Source organism: Streptomyces sp. NPDC004266 (assembly GCF_042874095.1).
In the GTDB taxonomy this organism is placed as follows: Bacteria; Actinomycetota; Actinomycetes; order Streptomycetales; family Streptomycetaceae; genus Streptomyces.
In genome coordinates this window covers 142,561-157,407 of sequence record NZ_JBIAMM010000006.1, presented here as the reverse complement: position 1 = coordinate 157,407, position 14,847 = coordinate 142,561, and the positions used below count along the sequence as shown (strand labels likewise).

15 protein-coding genes are annotated in these 14,847 nt (G+C 71.9%); 11 read left to right on the top strand and 4 right to left on the bottom strand.

What is annotated here, in order from left to right:
- Positions 1-147: 147 nt before the first annotated feature.
- The 3 genes from ACFYUZ_RS16825 to ACFYUZ_RS16815 all read right to left on the bottom strand — a co-directional run bounded on the left by ACFYUZ_RS16825 (position 148) and on the right by ACFYUZ_RS16815 (position 3,611).
- On the bottom strand, positions 148-1,605 hold the full coding sequence (locus tag ACFYUZ_RS16825; protein WP_389309697.1) for a catalase: 1,458 nt from the start codon (positions 1,603-1,605) through the stop codon (positions 148-150).
- Positions 1,606-1,818: 213 nt separating this feature from the next.
- Positions 1,819-2,733 (bottom strand): 2-hydroxy-3-oxopropionate reductase, encoded by a 915-nt coding sequence (locus ACFYUZ_RS16820; RefSeq protein ID WP_389309695.1) that lies wholly within the window; start codon positions 2,731-2,733, stop codon positions 1,819-1,821.
- A 44-nt stretch (positions 2,734-2,777) separates the two neighbouring features.
- Positions 2,778-3,611, bottom strand: coding sequence for a TIM barrel protein (locus ACFYUZ_RS16815; protein WP_389309692.1), 834 nt, complete (start codon positions 3,609-3,611; stop codon positions 2,778-2,780).
- Between the two features lie 137 nt (positions 3,612-3,748).
- Here ACFYUZ_RS16815 and ACFYUZ_RS16810 point away from each other — a divergent pair, with 137 nt between their 5' ends.
- The 9 genes from ACFYUZ_RS16810 (at position 3,749) to ACFYUZ_RS16770 (ending at position 11,818) form a co-directional block, all read left to right on the top strand.
- On the top strand, positions 3,749-4,003 hold the full coding sequence (locus ACFYUZ_RS16810; protein ID WP_389309689.1) for a thiamine-binding protein: 255 nt from the start codon (positions 3,749-3,751) through the stop codon (positions 4,001-4,003).
- A gap of 44 nt (positions 4,004-4,047) precedes the next feature.
- Entirely contained in the window at positions 4,048-4,386 is a 339-nt protein-coding gene (locus ACFYUZ_RS16805; RefSeq protein WP_389310288.1) for a helix-turn-helix domain-containing protein, read from the top strand.
- 155 nt (positions 4,387-4,541) lie between these two features.
- Entirely contained in the window at positions 4,542-5,093 is a 552-nt protein-coding gene (uraD, locus tag ACFYUZ_RS16800) for a 2-oxo-4-hydroxy-4-carboxy-5-ureidoimidazoline decarboxylase (RefSeq protein WP_389309686.1), read from the top strand.
- On the top strand, positions 5,090-5,479 hold the full coding sequence (uraH, locus tag ACFYUZ_RS16795; protein ID WP_017236881.1) for a hydroxyisourate hydrolase: 390 nt from the start codon (positions 5,090-5,092) through the stop codon (positions 5,477-5,479). Before uraD ends, uraH begins: the two co-directional genes overlap by 4 nt.
- Before the next feature lie 5 nt (positions 5,480-5,484).
- Positions 5,485-6,408: a factor-independent urate hydroxylase gene (pucL, locus tag ACFYUZ_RS16790; RefSeq protein ID WP_356906430.1), complete on the top strand. Its 924-nt coding sequence runs from the start codon at positions 5,485-5,487 to the stop codon at positions 6,406-6,408.
- Positions 6,409-6,481: 73 nt separating this feature from the next.
- On the top strand, positions 6,482-7,897 hold the full coding sequence (locus tag ACFYUZ_RS16785) for a nucleobase:cation symporter-2 family protein (protein ID WP_389309682.1): 1,416 nt from the start codon (positions 6,482-6,484) through the stop codon (positions 7,895-7,897).
- A 48-nt stretch (positions 7,898-7,945) separates the two neighbouring features.
- On the top strand, positions 7,946-9,334 hold the full coding sequence (locus ACFYUZ_RS16780) for an 8-oxoguanine deaminase (RefSeq protein WP_389309679.1): 1,389 nt from the start codon (positions 7,946-7,948) through the stop codon (positions 9,332-9,334).
- A gap of 304 nt (positions 9,335-9,638) precedes the next feature.
- Positions 9,639-11,087 (top strand): nucleobase:cation symporter-2 family protein, encoded by a 1,449-nt coding sequence (locus ACFYUZ_RS16775; protein WP_389309676.1) that lies wholly within the window; start codon positions 9,639-9,641, stop codon positions 11,085-11,087.
- 59 nt (positions 11,088-11,146) lie between these two features.
- On the top strand, positions 11,147-11,818 hold the full coding sequence (locus ACFYUZ_RS16770) for an aspartate/glutamate racemase family protein (RefSeq protein WP_389309673.1): 672 nt from the start codon (positions 11,147-11,149) through the stop codon (positions 11,816-11,818).
- A 25-nt stretch (positions 11,819-11,843) separates the two neighbouring features.
- On the opposite strand, the gene ACFYUZ_RS16765 is transcribed toward ACFYUZ_RS16770, so the two are convergent.
- Positions 11,844-12,512: a hypothetical protein gene (locus ACFYUZ_RS16765; protein ID WP_389309671.1), complete on the bottom strand. Its 669-nt coding sequence runs from the start codon at positions 12,510-12,512 to the stop codon at positions 11,844-11,846.
- Between the two features lie 132 nt (positions 12,513-12,644).
- Here ACFYUZ_RS16765 and ACFYUZ_RS16760 point away from each other — a divergent pair, with 132 nt between their 5' ends.
- A complete protein-coding gene (locus ACFYUZ_RS16760) occupies positions 12,645-13,616 on the top strand; it encodes a fibronectin type III domain-containing protein (RefSeq protein ID WP_389309669.1) in 972 nt (323 codons plus the stop codon).
- Between the two features lie 96 nt (positions 13,617-13,712).
- Positions 13,713-14,828: a hypothetical protein gene (locus tag ACFYUZ_RS16755; protein WP_389309666.1), complete on the top strand. Its 1,116-nt coding sequence runs from the start codon at positions 13,713-13,715 to the stop codon at positions 14,826-14,828.
- Positions 14,829-14,847 lie beyond the last annotated feature (19 nt).

Here is a 14,847-nt window from a genome sequence, read left to right as displayed (position 1 = left end):
TCCTGACCACCGCACTGGCTCGGAGCCGCCGCGGTCCTCACGCTTGTCCGGTTCGCCGACCACCCCTCATCCGGGCCGGCGATCCGGACCGCGTACCGCACTGACCTCCCGTCAGGTGCGGTACGCAGTCTGGGTGTCGCTGTGCGGTCAGTCCTCGCGCAGGGCCTCGACGGCCTCGCGGACGCGCTTGCCGTAGTCCGCGTCGGCGGCGGCGAAGTGCGCGAGGTTCTTCTCGATGACGTCCTCGCGGGACACCTGGGACAGACCGCCGGCGATGTTGGCGACCAGGCGCTTCTTCTCGTCCTCGGACATCAGGCGGTAGAGCTCGCCGGCCTGGAAGAAGTCGTCGTCCTTGGTGTGCTGCGGCGCCTCGTGGGTGCCGGTCCAGCCGTGGATCGCGAGCGGCGCGGAGAGCGCGGCGTCGGTCTGGGCCGGGCCCTGGTACGAGTTGGGCTCGTAGTTCTTGTCGTGGCGCGAGCCGTTGCGGGTGGCCATGAGGCCGTCGCGGCCGTAGTTCTCGGCCACGGTCGCCTTGGGGGCGTTCACCGGGAGCTGGGTGTGGTTCACGCCGAGGCGGTAGCGGTGGGCGTCCGCGTAGGCGAAGAGGCGGCCCTGGAGCATCTTGTCCGGCGAGGGGCCGATGCCCGGGACGAAGTTGTTCGGGGAGAACGCGGCCTGCTCGACCTCGGCGAAGACGTTGTCCGGGTTGCGGTCGAGGACCAGACGGCCCACGCGCTGCAGCGGGTAGTCCGCGTGCGGCCACACCTTGGTGAGGTCGAACGGGTTGAAGCGGTAGTCCGCGGCCTCGGCGGCCGGCATGACCTGGACGTACAGGGTCCAGGAGGGGTTCACACCGCGCTCGATGGCCTGGAGCAGGTCGGTCTGGTGCGAGTTGGCGTCCTTGCCGACGAGCTCGGCGGCCTGCTCGGCGGAGAGGGAGCGGATGCCCTGGTTCGTCTTGAAGTGGTACTTGACGAAGAAGGCCTCGCCCGCCTCGTTGGTCCACTGGTAGGTGTGCGAGCCGTAGCCGTTCATGTGACGGTACGAGGCCGGGATGCCGCGGTCGCCCATGAGCCAGGTGATCTGGTGGGTGGCCTCGGGGGCGTGCGCCCAGAAGTCCCAGACGTTGTCCGGCTCCTGGCGGCCCGTGAAGGGGTCGCGCTTCTGCGAGTGGATGAAGTCGGGGAACTTGATCGGGTCCTTGATGAAGAACACCGGGGTGTTGTTGCCGACGAGGTCGTAGTTGCCCTCTTCGGTGTAGAACTTCAGGGCGAAGCCGCGGGGGTCGCGGACCGCGTCCGCGCCGCCGAGCGAGTCGGCCACGGTGGAGAAGCGGATGAAGGTCTCGGTCCGCTTGCCGACCTCGCCGAGGAAGTTCGCCTTGGTGTACGCGGTGACGTCGTCGGTCACCTCGAAGTAGCCGTACGCGCCGGAGCCGCGGGCGTGCACCACGCGCTCCGGGATCCGCTCACGGTTGAAGCGCGCGAGCTTCTCCAGCAGGTGCTGGTCCTGGAGGAGGAGAGGGCCACCGACGCCGGCGGTGGCGGAGTTCTGGTTGTCGGCGACGGGGGCGCCGGACTCGGTCGTAAGCACGCGCTTCGACATCGTGACCTTCCGTACGGGAGCTCTGCTGGCGGGTGCGAGGAGCGTAAATTCGCCTCGAACAACACGTCAACAGTTTGTTGAAAATGAAGTGTGGTGTTCCGGTCGGCGGCGACGCCTGGGCGCGACAGGACAGGTTGTCAGCGCCGCCGCCGACCGGAAATCAGGGGCCCCGGGAAGGGGCTGGGGCCTGGCCCGGAAGACAGGCCCCAGGGATCAGACCTGCTGGCCGGAGAGGCGCTCGACGGCGCGCAGCAGGGCCGAGTGGTCCAGGCCGCCGTCACCCTGCGCGCGCAGCGAGGCGACGAGCTGGGCGACGACCGCGCCGACCGGGAGGGCCGCACCGACGTTGCGGGCGGCGTCGGTGACGATGCCCATGTCCTTGTGGTGCAGGTCGATCCGGAAGCCGGGCTTGAAGTCCCGGTTCAGGAAGTTGTCCTTCTTGCGGGTCAGCACTGTCGAGCCGGCCAGACCGCCGTTGAGGACGTCGAGGGCGGCGTTCAGGTCCACGCCCGACTTCTCCAGGAAGACCACGGCCTCGGCGCACGCCTGGATGTTGACGGCGACGATCAGCTGGTTGGCGGCCTTCACCGTCTGGCCGGAGCCGTGCGGGCCGCAGAGCACGATGGTCTTGCCGAGGGCCTCCAGGATCGGGAGGGCCTCGTCGAAGTCGGCCTGCTCGCCGCCGACCATGATCGAGAGCACGGCCTCGATGGCGCCGGCCTCGCCGCCGGAGACCGGGGCGTCGATGACGCGGATGCCCTTCTCGGCGGCGTTCTTCGCCAGGTCGACCGAGGTCTGCGGGGTGATCGAGGACATGTCGACGATCAGCGCGCCCTGCTTGGCGTTCTCCAGGATGCCCTCGGGGCCGTAGGAGATGGCCTCGACCTGCGGGGAGGCGGGCACCATCGTGATGATGACGTCGGCGTCCTTGACGGCCTCGGCGATCGAGCCGGCCGCGGTGCCGCCGGCGGCGGCCAGGCGGTCCAGCTTGTCCTGCTCCAGGGTGAAGCCGGTGACGGAGTAGCCCGCCTTGATCAGGTTCTCGGACATGGGGGAGCCCATGATGCCGAGGCCGATCCAGGCGATCGCCGGGCGGGTGGACTGGGAGGAATCAGCGAGGTTGCTCATGAGGGTGCCTCTCAAAACAAGGTGATACGGGGAGGTGGCCTGCGTCAGCGGGCGGCGCGAGCCTCGGCCGGCAGCCACTCGAAGGAAGCGGCGGCGTCGGCGGCCTTGTACTCCAGGCCGACCCAGCCGTCGTAACCGGCCTTCTTCAGCTCGTCGAGGAGCTGCTCGAGCGGCAGGTCGCCGGTGCCCGGCGCGCCGCGGCCCGGGTTGTCCGCGATCTGGACGTGGCCGGTCTTGGCCGCGTACTCCGCGATGACCCGGCTGACGTCCTCGCCGTTCATCGACAGGTGGTAGATGTCGAGGAGGAACTTGGCGTTGCCGAGGCCGGTGGCCGCGTTCACCTTGTCGATGACCTCGATCGCGGCGGGGGCGCTCACCAGCGGGTAGAGCGGCGACTCCGGCTTGTTGAGGGTCTCGACGAGGAGGATCGCGCCGATGCGGTCGGCCGCACGGGCGGCCAGCACCAGGTTCTCCAGGGCGAGGGCGTCCTGGATCTGCGGGTCCACGCCTTCGACGCGGTTGCCGTAGAGGGCGTTGAGCGCCTTGCAGCCGACCGAGGCGGCGAAGTCGGCGGCCACCTCGATGTTGGCGCGGAAGCGGTCCGACTCTTCCCCGGGCACGGAGAGGGCTCCGCGGTCCGGGCCGGGGAGCTGCCCGGCGTAGAAGTTCAGGCCCACCAGCTGGGTGCCGGCGTCCTCGAGGGCCTTCTTGAGGGCGTCGAGCTCGCTCTGCTCGGGGGTGGCGGTGTCGATCCAGGGCCACCACAGCTCGACCGCGGTGAAGCCCGCCGCGGCGGCGGCCGCGGGGCGCTCCAGGAGCGGGAGTTCCGTGAAGAGGATCGACAGGTTCACATCGAAGCGCTGGTCCGAGTATCCCATGAGGGGCGGCGCTCCTTCCGTATTGCGGAAGTAAGTTTCTGTCTGACGGAATGTTGCAAGGCGGGTGTCGCACTTGTCAAGAGGTCCCCGCAGGTCCGGGGCTCCCGCAGGGGCGGGCGGGGCCTTAGCGTGGGGCCATGGAGCGTTTGAGAGTGGAGTTCACGACCGAGCCGTTCGACCTCGACGAGGCGCCGGCGCACGCGGTCGTGGCGCGTGAGGTCATCCAGTCGGCCGCGCTGGACGCGGTCGACGTAGGTCCCTTCGGCAACACGGCGGAAGGCGACGCCGACGCGGTGCTCACCGCCGTCGACGCCCTGCTGCGCGAGTCGCTCGCGGCCGGCGCCACGCGCGTCTCGCTCCAGGTGAACGTGATCGGGGAGGGCGGGAAGTGAGCGAGCACCCCTTGGTCGCGGCGGTGAAGCCCCTGGTGGACGCCATGGGCGCCGAGCTGCTCGTCCCCGCGCAGGCGGAGGTCGACGACGTCGTCCTGTCCTGGGAGGGCGAGGACGTCCTCGCCGTGCGCCTGCCCCAGCTCTCGGACTCCCTGGACCACATCCTCGCGGCGATGGAGCGGCGGCACGGGATGCCGCTGGCCGAACTGGACCGCAAGGCGAAGCAGGAGGTCGTCCGGATCCTGGAGGCACGCGGTGCCTTCTCGGTGCGCCATGGAGTGGAGACGGTGGCGGGCGCGCTCGGCGTCAGCCGTTTCACGGTGTACAACTACCTGAACCGGGAGACCGCCCTGAACAGGGAAAAGGCCGCCAAGGCCGAGTAGTTGATCATGTGTGGCCGGGAGCCGTCGTCCAGATGTCGGGACGACGGCTTTTGTATGGCCGAGTTTTCAACAAAGTGTTGACGTTGTGTTGCGGAGGGCGTTAGCTATCCGCAGCCCGTCCGACGCACAGCGAAAAACAGCCACGGAGGCTTCCCGTGACTTCAGGTACGACACCGGGCCTCACCCGGTTCAACACCTCCTCGGACAGCGAGGCCGCAGCCGCGCTCCACGAGGTGTGTTCCAGTTCGGCGTGGGGGAGCAAGGTCCTCGCCCAGCGCCCGTACTCCACCGCCGAAGCCCTCTTCCTCGCCGGCGACGCCGCCACGGCCGAGCTGACCACCGAGGATCTGGCCGAGGCGATGGCGGGGCACCCGCCGATCGGTCGTCCGAAGGCAGGGGACCCGACCTCCTCCCGCGAGCAGAGCGGGATGGCCGGCGCCTCCGCGGAGCTCAAGGCCGAGATGCTCGAGCTGAACCTGGCCTACCAGGAGAAGTTCGGTCATGTCTTCCTCATCTGCGCCACCGGCAGGACCGGCGAGCAGATGCGCGACGCGGTCCGGGAACGGATCGAGAACTCGCCCGAGAGGGAGCGGGAGATCGTCCGCACCGAACTGGGCAAGATCAACCGCATCCGGCTGGCCCGTCTCGTGGAGACCACCGAGACCACCGAGATCCCCGAGACCTCCGAGGAAGAGAGCTCCGCATGAGCACCGACACCACCGCCTCGGTGTCCACGCACATCCTGGACACCAGCATCGGCCGCCCGGCCGAGGGCGTGGCCATCACGCTCGCGGCCCGCAGCGGCTCCGACGCGCAGTGGGTCACGCTCGGCGGCTCCGCCACCGACGCGGACGGGCGCTGCAAGGACCTGCCGGCGCTGCCGGAAGAAACCACCCACGTGCGTCTCGACTTCGAGACCGAGACGTACTTCGCCAAGAAGCAAGCCGAGGCGCAGCAGGACGCCCCCCGCGTAAGGGACAGCGGTGCGTTCTTCCCGGAGGTGGCGATCACGTTCGCCGTCAAGCCGGGCGAGCACTACCACGTACCGCTGCTGCTCAACCCGTTCGGCTACTCCGTTTACCGAGGGAGCTAGCAGACATGCCCACGATTCTCGGCCAGAACCAGTACGGCAAAGCAGAGAACCGCGTCGTCAAGATCACGCGGGACGGCGCCACCCACCACATCAAGGACCTGAACGTCTCCGTCGCCCTCTCCGGCGACCTCGACGACGTCCACCTCACCGGCTCGAACGCCCACTGCCTCCCCACCGACACGACGAAGAACACCGTCTTCGCGTTCGCCAAGGAGTACGGCATCGAGTCCGCCGAGCAGTTCGGCATCCACCTCGCCCGCCACTTCGTGACGAGCCAGGAGCCGATCAAGAAGGCGCGCATCCGGATCGAGGAGTACGCCTGGGAGCGCATCGCCTCCTCCGACGCCAACTCCAAGTTCATCGGCGCCGACGAGGTCAACCACTCCTTCGCCCGCAAGGGCCAGGAGACCCGCGTCTCGCAGATCACCTACGACGGCGAGAAGTGGGAGGTCATCTCCGGCCTCAAGGACCTCGTCGTCATGAACTCCACCAACTCGGAGTTCTGGGGCTACATCAAGGACAAGTACACGACGCTCCAGGAGGCGTACGACCGCATCCTGGCCACCCAGGTGTCCGGTCGCTGGCGGTTCAACTGGACCGACGACGACCAGCGCATGCCCAACTGGGAGCGGTCCTACGAGCAGACCAAGAAGCACATGCTCGAGGCCTTCTCGGAGACGTACTCGTACTCCCTCCAGCAGACGCTCTACCAGATGGCCACGCGCATCATCAACCACCGCTCGGAGATCGACGAAGTCCGCTTCTCGCTCCCGAACAAGCACCACTTCCTGGTGGACCTCGAGCCCTTCGGCCTGAAGAACGACAACGAGGTCTACTACGCCGCCGACCGCATGTACGGCCTCATCGAGGCCACCGTCCTCCGCGACGGAGCCACGGCGCAGATCCCGGTCGACATGACCAACCTCTAAGCGGCATCCGCGTCACCGGCCCCGCCCGCCCGCAGTCGGGCGGGGCCGGTGAACCGGACCGGAGGGAACAACAATGGCTCAGCCTGCAAAGGGGCCGGCAAACGCCGAAGGCCCGTGTTCCACCCTTCCGTCCACCGCCTCGGCGTCGACCGAGTGCCACCCGGTGGACGAGAAGCTCCCCGCCTCGCGGCTCGTCCCCGCGGCACTCCAGCACATCGCCGCCATGTACGCCGGCGTCGTCACCCCTCCGCTCATCATCGGCCAGGCCGTCGGCCTGGACGCCGCAGGAATGACACGGCTCATCGCGGCCAGCCTGCTCATCGCCGGCTGCGCGACCATCCTGCAGACCCTCGGCCTCGGACGCTTCGCCGGCAACCGGCTCCCGTTCGTCAACGCCGCCTCGTCCGCCGGCATCGCCCCGATGCTCGCCATCGCCGAGACCAGCGCCCCCGGACACCAACTCCCCGCCATCTACGGCGCGGTGATGGTCGCCGGAGTCTTCTGCCTCGCCGTCGGACCCTTCTTCGGCAAGCTCCTGCGCTTCTTCCCTCCGCTCGTCACCGGCGTCGTGATCACCCTCATCGGGGTCACCCTCATGCCCGTGCCCGTCGGCTGGGCCCAGGGCGGCGACAAGACCGCCGCGGACTTCGGGTCCATGAAGTACCTGGCGCTCGCCGCCTTCACGCTCGTCGTCATCCTGCTCTTCCAGCGCTTCGGCAAGGGCTTCGTCAAGCAGATCGCCCTGCTGCTCGGCCTCCTCATCGGCACCCTCGCCGCGATCCCCTTCGGGATGGCCGACTTCAGCGCCCTGCGCGAGGCGCCCGTCGCGGCCCTGCCCGCCCCCTTCGCCTTCGGCGCCCCCGAGTTCCAGCCCGCCGCGATCCTCTCCCTGTGCATCGTGATGCTGGTCCTCATGACCGAGTCCAGTGCCGGCATGCTCGCCCTCGGCGAGATCTGCGAGCGCCGCAGCGACGGGAAGACCATCACCCGCGGCCTGCGCACCGACGGCATCGCCACCCTGCTCGGCCCCGTCTTCGGCGGCTTCCCGACCTCCGCCTTCGCGCAGAACGTCGGCGTCGTCTCGCTGACCCGGGTCCGCTCCCGGTACGTGGTCGCCGTCGCCGGCGGCGCCCTCCTCGTCCTCGGCGCCTTCCCCGTCCTCGGCGCGGTCGTCTCCATGGTCCCGATGCCCGTCCTCGGCGGCGCCGGCATCGTCCTCTTCGGCTCGATCGCGGTCAGCGGCATCCGTACCCTCTCCGAGGCCGGACTCGACGACAGCTCCAACATCATCCTGGTGGCCGTCGCGCTCGGAGCGGGCATCATCCCGCTCGCCGCGCCCACCTTCTACGCCGGCTTCCCCGCCTGGGCGCAGACGGTGCTCGGCTCCGGCATCAGCGCGGGCGCGCTCGTCGCCGTCCTGCTGAACCTGTTCTTCCACCATCTCGGCACCCGGAGCCGTCACGCGGCTCCGGCACTCAAATCCTCCTAGGGTCCTGCCGTGCCCGAACCATCCCCGAGGAATGAAGGAAGCACCGCCATGGCAGCACCTTCGGCAGCCCAGCGCATCGTCATCGAGAACGCGGCGATCGCGACCGTCGACGCGAACGACACCGAGTACGCCTCCGGGTACCTCGTCGTCGCCGACAACAGGATCGAGTCCATCGGCGCCGGCAAGGCGCCCGAGGGGCTGGAGAACGTGGTCCGCCGGATCGACGCCACCGGTCACCTGGTGACGCCCGGTCTGGTCAACACCCACCACCACTTCTACCAGTGGATCACCCGGGGCCTGGCCACCGACCACAACCTCTTCAACTGGCTGGTCGCGCTCTACCCGACGTGGTCCCGGATCGACGAGTCGATGGTCCGCGTGGCCGCCCAGGGCTCCCTGGCGATGATGGCCCGCGGCGGTGTCACCACGGCCATGGACCACCACTACGTCTACCCGCAGGGCTCCGGCGACCTGTCCGGCGCCATCATCGGCGCGGCCTCCGACATGGGCGTCCGCTTCACCCTGGCCCGCGGCTCCATGGACCGCAGCGAGAAGGACGGCGGCCTGCCGCCGGACTTCGCCGTCGAGACCACCGAGGGCGCGCTCGCCGCGACCGAGGAGACGGTGCGGAAGTACCACGACGCCTCCTTCGACGCGATGACCCAGGTCGCCGTCGCCCCCTGCTCGCCCTTCTCCATCTCCACCGAGCTGCTCCGCGAGGGCGCCGCGCTCGGCCGCCGCCTCGGCGTGCGCATGCACACCCACGGCTCGGAGACCGTGGAGGAGGAGAAGTTCTGTCACGAGCTCTTCGGCATGGGCCCGACGGACTACTTCGAGTCGACCGGCTTCCTCGGCGAGGACGTGTGGATGGCGCACTGCGTCCACATGAACGACTCCGACATCGAGGCCTTCGCCCGCACCAAGACCGGTGTGGCGCACTGCCCGTCCTCCAACGCGCGCCTCGCCGCCGGCATCGCCCGCGTACCGGACATGCTCAAGGCGGGCGTCCCCGTCGGCCTCGGCGTCGACGGCACCGCCTCCAACGAGTCCGGCGAGCTCCACACCGAGCTGCGCAACGCGCTCCTCATCAACCGCCTCGGCGCCCACCGCGAGGCCGCGCTCAACGCCCGCCAGGCCCTGCGCCTCGGCACCTACGGCGGCGCGCAGGTCCTCGGCCGCGCCGACAACATCGGCTCGCTCGAGGTCGGCAAGCTCGCCGACTTCGTCCTCTGGAAGATCGACGGCCTCGGCCACTCCTCGATCGCCGACCCGGTCACCGCCATCGTCTTCGGCGCGGCGGCCCCGGTCACCGCCTCCTTCGTCAACGGCAAGCAGATCGTCGAGAACAACCGGCTCCTGTACGCCGACGAGGAGCAGATCGCGCGCGACGCGCGCGCGGAGGCGCAGCGCCTGGCCCGGATCACGGCCCAGAGCTGACCCTCCCCATGGAGTCCGACCGAGGGGGACGGCCCTCGGCCGGTCGCCGCGGACCCGAGCGGGGTCCGCGGCAGCCCGACCGGGTGGTGCCGTACGCAGAAGACGTACGGCACCACCCGGGACGGTGAAGCACGCCCGCACCCCCACACCGGGCACCCGTCCCCGTGCCGCACCCCCTCCGCGCGCACCCCGCTCCACCCTCTTCACCCCGCACCGAGCCGCACCTCCTGCACTTCGCACCGCATCGCACCACCTCCCTGAACCCCTCGTCGCCGCCGACGTGTAACCGACCGGAGGAACCGCCGTGGCCGCCAAGCCCCAGGTTCGCAATGCACCAGACGCAGGCTCCGCCCCCGAAGACCGCGAGAAGCATCCGGTCGACGAGACGCTGCCCCCACTCAAGATGCTCACCAGCGGCCTCCAGCACGTCGCCGCCATGTACGCGGGTGTCGTCGCCCCGCCCCTGATCGTCGGAGCGGCCGTCGGCCTCTCCGGCACCGAACTCACGTTCCTCACCGGCGCGAGCCTCTTCACCGCCGGCCTCGCCACCTTCCTGCAGACCCTCGGCATCTGGAAGATCGGCGCCAAGCTGCCGTTCGTCAACGGCGTCACCTTCGCCGGTGTCGCGCCCATGCTGGCGATCGTCGACACCACCGAGAACAAGGCGGACGCGCTCCCCGTGATCTTCGGGGCGATCATCGTCGCCGGACTCCTCGGCTTCGCCGCGGCCCCCTTCTTCTCCCGGCTCGTGCGGTTCTTCCCGCCGGTCGTCACCGGCTCCGTGATCACCCTCATCGGTGTCTCCCTCCTCCCGGTCGCCTTCGGCTGGGCCCAGGGACCCAACCCCAAGGCCGAGGACTACGGCTCGACGACCTACCTGTCGCTCGCCGGCATCACGCTCGTCGTGGTCCTGCTGCTCCGCCGCTTCACCCGCGGCTTCCTCAAGCAGGTCGCGGTCCTGGTCGGCCTCGTCCTCGGCACCCTCATCGCCATACCGTTCGGGGTCACCGACTTCAGCCCGGTGAAGGAGGCCGACATCGTCGGCTTCCCGACCCCCTTCCACTTCGGCGCCCCGCAGTTCGCCCTCGCCGCGATCATCTCCATGTGCGTGGTCATGCTGGTCTCCATGACCGAGTCGACCGCCGACATGCTGGCGCTCGGCGAGATCGTCGAGCGGCCCGCCGACGAGAAGACCATCGCGGCCGGACTGCGCGCCGACACCCTCGGCTCCGCGCTCAGCCCGCTCTTCAACGGCTTCATGTGCAGCGCCTTCGCGCAGAACATCGGACTGGTCGCCATGACCAGGATCCGCAGCCGCTTCGTCGTCGCCGCCGGCGGTGGCTTCCTGGTCCTGATGGGCCTCTCGCCGGTCGCCGCCTCGCTCATCTCGGTCGTCCCCCGGCCCGTCCTCGGCGGCGCCGGTGTGGTCCTCTTCGGCTCGGTCGCCGCCAGCGGCATCCAGACCCTGGTCAAGGCCGGCCTGGAGAAGGACAACAACGTGCTGATCGTGGCCGTCTCGCTGGCCGTCGGCATCATCCCGATCACGAAGCCGGACTTCTACCACGCCTTCCCGGAGACCGCGCAGATCATCCTGGACTCCGGCATCTCCACCGGCTGCGTCGCCGCCGTCCTGCTCAACGTGGTCTTCAACCACCTGGGCCGGGGCCGCGACGCCGACGAGGTCACCGCGCCCATGGAGCCCGGCGAGGAGATCTCCGGCAGCGCCTCGGCGAAGGCGGCGCACGTCCACTGAACCCGCTCCCCGTCCCACCGCCCGCCCCGGTCCCCGCGCACGCCGCGGGGCCCGGGGCCGTGGTGCTGGTCAACCCCAACACCTCCGCCGCCACGACCGCGATGATGACCGCCATCGCCCGGCGCGCCCTCGGCCCCGCCCGGCCCGTCCGGGGCGTGACCGTCGCCCGGGGCCCGCGCATGCTCACCGACCCGGACGCCCTGCGGGCCGCCGCGCCCGAGGTCCTCGCCACGGGCCTCCGCGCCACGGCCGGGGGCGACTGCGCCGCCCTGCTGGTCGCCGCCTTCGGGGACCCGGGCCTCGCGCGGCTGCGCGAGGCGGCCGCCCCGGCCGGGATCCCGGTGGTCGGCCTCGGCGAGGCGGCGCTCCTCGAAGCGGCCGCCGACGGAACTCCCTTCGGGATCGCCACCACCACCCCGCTCCTCGCCGACGCCATCCACGCGCGCGTCACCGCCCTCGGCCTCGCCGACCGGTACACCGGCCTCCGGCTCACCGCCGGCGCTCCCGAGCGGCTCTCCGCCGACCCGGCGCTCCTCCTCGACCGCCTCGAACGCGCCGTCCGCGCCTGCGCCGAACGCGACGGGGCCCGTGCCGTCGTCATCGGAGGCGGACCGCTCGGCGAGGCCGCCGAGGAGCTCCACGCCCGCTGCGCGGTCCGCGTCGTGGCCCCGATCCCGGCGGCCTGCCGGGCGATCACCCGCCTGCTGACGGTCCGGAGGCCGACGGGCTGACGGGCCGCAGGCGGGCACGCCCCGCTCACCGCTCCACCGCGATCCGCCGACGGCACTCCCCGGCCAGCGAGGGGTAGGCGGCGGCGATCGCCTCGTACAACCGCCGCCCCAGCAGCCGTTCCGCCTCGCCGCGCCCGACCGCCCCGTACAGACCGTCGAGCAGCGACTCGTACCGCGACAGGGCGTGCCGCAGATAGCTCACCTGCCACCGCACGAGCGCCCCGGCGGGCGCGGGCGCTGCCGCGGATCCGGGCGCGGCTCCGGTCCCGGGGGCGGATCCGCGCCCGGACGCGGCCGGCCCGGCCGGCGCTCCCTCCCGCCGCGGTCCGGGACTTCGCGCCCCCAGCAGATGCCGGTGCCGCACGGCCCGCCGCTCCAGCTCGGGCCGGGGCAGCAGGGGCACCTCGATCGGTTCCGCGCGGATCGCGGCCAGGACGGCGGCCCGTCGCCGCTCCGCGTGGATCCCGGCGGCCGACGCCCGGGCCCGGCAGAGCGCGGCCGTCTCGGCGAACTCGGGCGTCCGCTCCACCGCCTCCACCCTGGCCAGCAGATAGAGCCGCACGGGCGCGAGGGACCAGCGGCGGGGATCGCGCCCCTGCACGTCCGGCGTGCCGAGCAGGTCCCGCACCATCGCGTCGGTCCAGCCGCGCCGGCGCACTCCGGTGAGCGTCACATAGGTCGTACGGTCCGTCATGGTTCCCCCTGGGTCGATTACGGAGCGTGACGATTCCAGTGAAGCGCACCCCACTGACAACGCCCCCCTTGCCGACCCGGCGCGGACTGTGCGATATAGGTCTGGACCTTTTCGACGGACGGAGGCCCGCCCGTGCAACGACCGCTCGCCGCAAGCCTGTCGGCCGCCCTCGCCCTCACGGCCGCCCTCGCGCTCACCGCCTGCTCCACCGCCGCCGCCCCCGCGCCGAAGGACACCCGGGCGCCCACCGTCCCCGCCGGAGTCACCGCCACCGCGGGCAGCGCGAGCACGGTCCACGTCATGTGGAGCGCGGCCGCCGACGACCGCGCCGTCACCGGATACGCCGTCTACCGCGACGGCCGCAAGGTCAAGGACCTCCCCGCCACCACCCTGATGACCGACGTCGTCGGCCTCGCCCCCGCCACCCGCCACCGCTTCGCCGTCCGCGCCCGCGACGCCGCCGGCAACGTCTCGCCCCCCAGCGCCGGCGTCACGGCCACCACCCTCCCCGCCGCCGCCGAGGACCGCACGCCGCCCACCGCCCCGACCGCCCTCCGCGTCACCGCCGACGGCGGCCGCGCCGCCACCCTGCGCTGGTCACCGGCCCGGGACGACACCCGGGTCACCGCGTACGACGTCTACCAGGCCGACACCCGCGTCCACACCGTCCCCGGCACCGCCACCACCGCCCGCCTCACCGGACTGCGCCCCGGCACCGCCTACGCGTTCACCGTCCGCGCCCGCGACGCCGCCGAGAACTCCTCCCCGGACAGCGCCCCGGCCGACCTCACCACCGCCCCCTCCCCGGGTGCCCCGCCGAACACCGCCCCCAGGGACCTCACCGCGACGGCCGCCGAGGGCGAGATCACCCTCACCTGGACCCCACCGGAGACGGGCGCACCCGTCACCCGCCACGAACTCCACCTCGACGGCCGCTTCGCCACCACCATCATCTGGGGCACCGCCCCGCCACCGGGCCGCGCCACCTACACCTTCTCGGTCCAGGACCCCCCGGGCACCCGCCACACCGTCGCCCTCCGCGCCCAGCTCCCGGACGGCACCTGGGGCGACTTCTCGGCGCCGAGGACCGTGACGGTCCGCTGAACTCCCCTCCTCCTGGCCGAAATCGCACCCTTTCGCGCGACCTGACGGCGCCTCACCCTGCGACCAGGGGAAGCGACGGGCCGCTGGGGGGCGCCGATGAACGATCCGTTGTCCGAGCCGCTCTACGTGCCCGCCCTGCCGGCCCGCCCCAGCGCCCTCGCCGCGTACGCCGGACTGGCGCCGGACGTCCGGGCCGTCGTGGCGCCGCTCTGGACCGTCCCGCCCCGCGTCGGCCGCGAGCGGACCCCCGCGTGCCCGCCGCCCCGCCCCCTCGACCCCGACCCGGCCGCCCTCGGCCACCACGCGCGCCACGCCCTGGCCCTCGTCGCGCGGGTCCAGCGCGACCGGCCCGCCTGGGTCGACACCTGCCACGTCGAGCGCGAGCCGGGCTTCCCCGGCCCCGGCGCGGGCCGGCCCCCGCTGAGGCCCGTCACCGGCATCGAACGCGACCCCGCCCAGCAGACGGCCTGCGCCGAGGCGGCCCGCGCCGGCGGCACCGGCCTCGGCATCCGGATCCGCCGGAGCGCCGTCGACGGGGCGGGCGCCGACACCCGGACGAGCGCCGGCGAACGGACCGCGGAAGCGCTCCGCCGGCTCCTGGAGCGGATCGCGTTCGCCCGGTGCCCGGTGGACCTCCTCCTCGACCTGGGCGCCGTCGACGAGGACCGGGGCGCGGACCGCACGGCGCTCCACGCCCTCGACGTCCTCGGCCCCCTCCACCCCTGGCGCACCGTCGTGCTCCTGGCCGGCGCCTTCCCCCGCACCCGCCCCGAGAGGTGCGGGACGCGCCTGGCCGAGACGTACCGCGCCGACCGCCTCCTCCCCGGACCGCTCCGCCCCGCCGGCGGCGCGCGCGGCCCGCGCCCCCTCCACGGCGACTACGGCGCGCACGACCCGGCGAGCGCCGACCGCGTCTCCGACACGGGCGACGACCCCTTCCGCGGAGCCCTGCGCTACACCGCCGACCACGCCTTCCTCATCGGCGAGGTCCCCGCCGAGTCCGGCCACCACCTCACGGTCCGCGCGCTCGCCCGCGAGATCGTCGCCTCCCCGGCCTTCAGGGGAGCGCGGTACAGCGAGGGGGACCGCTGGCTCCAGGCCTGCGCCGACGGCAGGGGCCTGCCCGGCACCGGGCACCCCGACCTCTGGATCCTGGCCGGCCACAGCCAGCACCTGACCCACGTCGCCCGCGAACTGCGGCGACACTCCTGAGCCGTGGCGCCTGCCCGCC